The sequence below is a fragment of the Novosphingobium sp. Sphag1I genome (assembly GCF_056279125.1).
Map to the genome: position 1 here is coordinate 1 of NZ_JBWBQS010000044.1, position 3208 is coordinate 3208.

General features: G+C 62.0%; 3 protein-coding genes. All 3 read left to right on the forward strand.

Annotated features, from left to right (window positions below):
- Nucleotides 1–95: 95 nt before the first annotated feature.
- The 3 genes from tnpA to tnpC all read left to right on the forward strand — a co-directional run bounded on the left by tnpA (nt 96) and on the right by tnpC (nt 2608).
- On the forward strand, nt 96–554 hold the full coding sequence (gene tnpA / locus ACZ9HU_RS22385) for an IS66-like element accessory protein TnpA (RefSeq protein ID WP_476108085.1): 459 nt from the start codon (nt 96–98) through the stop codon (nt 552–554).
- Entirely contained in the window at nt 551–904 is a 354-nt protein-coding gene (tnpB, locus tag ACZ9HU_RS22390; protein WP_476108086.1) for an IS66 family insertion sequence element accessory protein TnpB, read from the forward strand. Before tnpA ends, tnpB begins: the two co-directional genes overlap by 4 nt.
- 129 nt (nt 905–1033) lie before the next feature.
- Complete coding sequence (gene tnpC, locus ACZ9HU_RS22395) at nt 1034–2608, forward strand: IS66 family transposase (protein ID WP_476108087.1); 1575 nt, start codon at nt 1034–1036, stop codon at nt 2606–2608.
- The last annotated feature ends 600 nt before the right edge of the window (nt 2609–3208 follow it).

The window sequence follows — 3208 nt, forward strand, 5'->3', positions numbered from 1 at the left end:
GTAAGCGTCCGCCCTCGGGCGTGTTGCGGCATTCAGGCTTGGCGCTGATGGACCTCCGCTAAGGAGTCTCTTTCTGGACTCCAGAAGGAGTCCAAGTGAAGGATCGGATGGAGATCATCGCGCGCACCGAACGGCGCAGGAAGTTTTCGGATGCTGAGAAGGCAGCGATCCTCGCCGAGGCGGATGCAGACGGCGTATCGGTCCGTCAGATTGCTGAGCGCCATGAGATTGCCGAGAGCTTGATCTATAACTGGCGATCGGCGCGCCGCCAGGCAGCAGCAATCGCCAGTGAGGCGCTGGAGTTCATTCCCTACGGGGCAATCATAACGACAGAGTCTGCGGCCGCGCCGGCGATGCCCGAGCCCAAGAAGGTGCCGCGACCTGTTTCGTCGCCGATGCCTTCAGCACCGGAGGAACTGATCCGCCCGCACCCTGGCGCCCGCCCCGGCGCGATAGACATAGATCTGCCCAGCGGCGTGCGCCTGTCGGTGGACAGCTATGTCAACGAGAAGGCGCTGGCCCGCGTGCTGCGTGCATTCCGGGATGTCTCGTGATCTCGCTAGCGCCAGGAACGAAGGTCTATCTCGCGAGCAAGCCGGTCAGCATGCGGCTCGGGTTCGATGGGCTGGCGGCGCTGGTCCGCCCGCTATTCGCGGTCGAGCCCTACGGCGGGCATGTCTTCCTGTTCCGCAGCAAGAGCGGCAACTACCTGAAGGCGCTGCATTGGGATGGGACCGGGCTTTGCCTGTTCGCCAAGCGTTTGGAACGCAGCCGTTTCGTCTGGCCGCCGCTCATAGAAGGCGGTGTCGTGCTGTCCCCAGCGCAGTTTGCGCTGCTCATCGAAGCAATGGATTGGCGGCGCACGGTTGCCCCTGATCCGCCCCGTCTACCCGTACAGATTTGACGCGATAATCGCCGCATTTCCGGGCTTTCCGCTTGGGCGGAAGGGCGGATTCTGCTATAGGGAAGCGTGTCTCCCGACGATCTCGAACTCCCTGCCGATCCCGCAGAACTGCGCGCTTTTGCGGAGGCGATGCGAGCACGTCTGGCGGCTTCGGAGCAGGCGCTGGAAGCCGAACGGGCAGCACATGATGCGACCCGCGAGAAGCTCGAGACCGCCCAGAACTCGATCAAGCTGACGACGCTGCAGATCGAGAATTTCAAGGTCCAACTGGCCCGCCTTCGACGCATAAAGTTTGGCCAGTCCTCGGAGCGCCTTGCCATTCAGGCCGACCAGCTCGAACTGACGCTGGAGGATCTCGAGGCCGAGCATGCCCACGCCGAGTGTGTGATCGAGGGCCATGCGCCCGACGATGCCCCGTCCAAGGCTGCCCCTCGCAAGCCTCGCCGTGCACCTCTGCCCGATCATCTGCCTCGCGACGAGGTTATGCATGCAGCACCGGATGCCGACGGCTGCTCCGCCTGTGGCGGCACGATGGGCAAGCTAGGCGAGAACGTGACCGAAGTGCTGGAATATGTCCCAGGCCGCTTCCGCGTCGCCCGTCATGTCCGACCCAAGCTTTCCTGCAACCGCTGCGATACGATTAGCCAGGCTCCGGCGCCGGCACTTCCCGTGCCGCGCGGCCGCGCCGGCCCCGGTCTGCTAGCCCACGTCATCGTCTCCAAGTTCGCCGATCACCTGCCTCTGTATCGCCAGTCGCAAATCTACGCCCGCGAGGGTGTCGAGATCAGCCGCTCGACGATGGCAGACTGGCTCGGCCAGGCAAGCTGGCTGCTGCAACCGCTCGTCGATCGGATCGCCGATCACGTCATGGCCAGTGTGAAGCTCCACGCCGACGATACACCCGTTCCCGTGCTGGCGCCGGGGACCGGGAAGACGGCGACCGGTCGGCTATGGGTCTATCTGCGCGATAACCGACGATGGAGCCATCTAGACAAGCCGGCAGCGTTGTTCCGCTATAGCCCCGATCGCAAGGGTGAGCGGCCGCGCGATCATCTCAAAACCTTTGCGGGCTTCCTGCAGGCCGATGCGTATGCCGGTTTCGAGCGTCTCTACGCGAGTGACCGCAAACCAGCGCCGATAACGCCGGTTGCCTGCTGGGCCCATGCCCGGCGGAAGCTGAACGATGTCTACAAGGCAGACCCGAACTCGGCTGCGCTCGAAGGGCTGCAACTGGTCGGCGAGCTTTACGACGTCGAGCGGCAGATCGTGCGTGAGCCGGCGGGGTTTCGTCGCAAGGCTCGTAAGCTCTCAAAACTCAAGGCGCTGGATTTCTTCGCGTGGGCCGACGAGGTGCTGTCCAGGGCATCGGCCCGATCGCCGCTGGCCGAGGCGCTGCGCTATGCAGTGAAGCTGAAGTCGCAACTGCTCGCCTATATCGACGACGGCAGGCTGGAGATCGACAACAATCCGGCGGAGAATGCCCTCAGGGGCATAGCCGTGGGGCGCAAGAACTGGATGTTCGCAGGCGCCGACTGCGGTGGTGAGCGCGCCGCCGCCATGTATTCGTTGCTGGAGACGGCCAAGCTCAACGGCGTCAATCCGCAAGAATGGCTGGCCAACGTGCTCGATCGCATCGGGAAGGGCCACCCGATCAACCGGATCGACGATCTCCTGCCATGGAATTGGTCTCCACCTCTGGCGTGAATGCGTGGTTTGTGATGAGAAATGATCCTCGATCGATTTTTCGTTGCATCAAGCTACCTTGAAAGCGCACACGTCCCCGATGCAACGTTTCGTTCTAATATCCATGCTTCTGGTGGTAGGTGGGTGGTCCGAAGCACGAGCCGAGCAATCTGAAGATACCCTCCCTTCCGTGGCGCAGGGAGCCTCAGTGAATGAGTATCGTAAATGCCTGCGATACCAAGAGCGAGGTCACAACGGTCCAGCAAATGCTCGCGAAGAGATGGGTCCCGATCCGACACCATTGCCGCTCATCAGCAGCTTCGCCCGTGTTGTAGACTTCTGTCGATCTGAGCGCATGTCTGCGATCTCTACCATTCGGAACGAAATCCGGAAACGCCATCCGGACTGGCGGCCCGAGAGGACTAACGAAGGCGCGGAAAAGGTACTGAGCCGGTTTGAGATGAGCATATTTCAGCGCTGGATAGCACCGACAATGACATCCCATGGGCCCATAGAGGATTTTTAGCCGGATCGAGGTCACCCGCGAGGGATTTTGGATGGTGACTATCAGCCCAATTTCGACTGAGGGCTATCATTCAACCGTCGAAACCGGACGCTTAC

Bases quoted from the DNA above. Each gene is read 5' to 3' on its own strand.
- tnpC (WP_476108087.1), top strand. From the start codon at position 1,034: ATGCGAGCACGTCTGGCGGCTTCGGAGCAGGCGCTGGAAGCCGAACGG.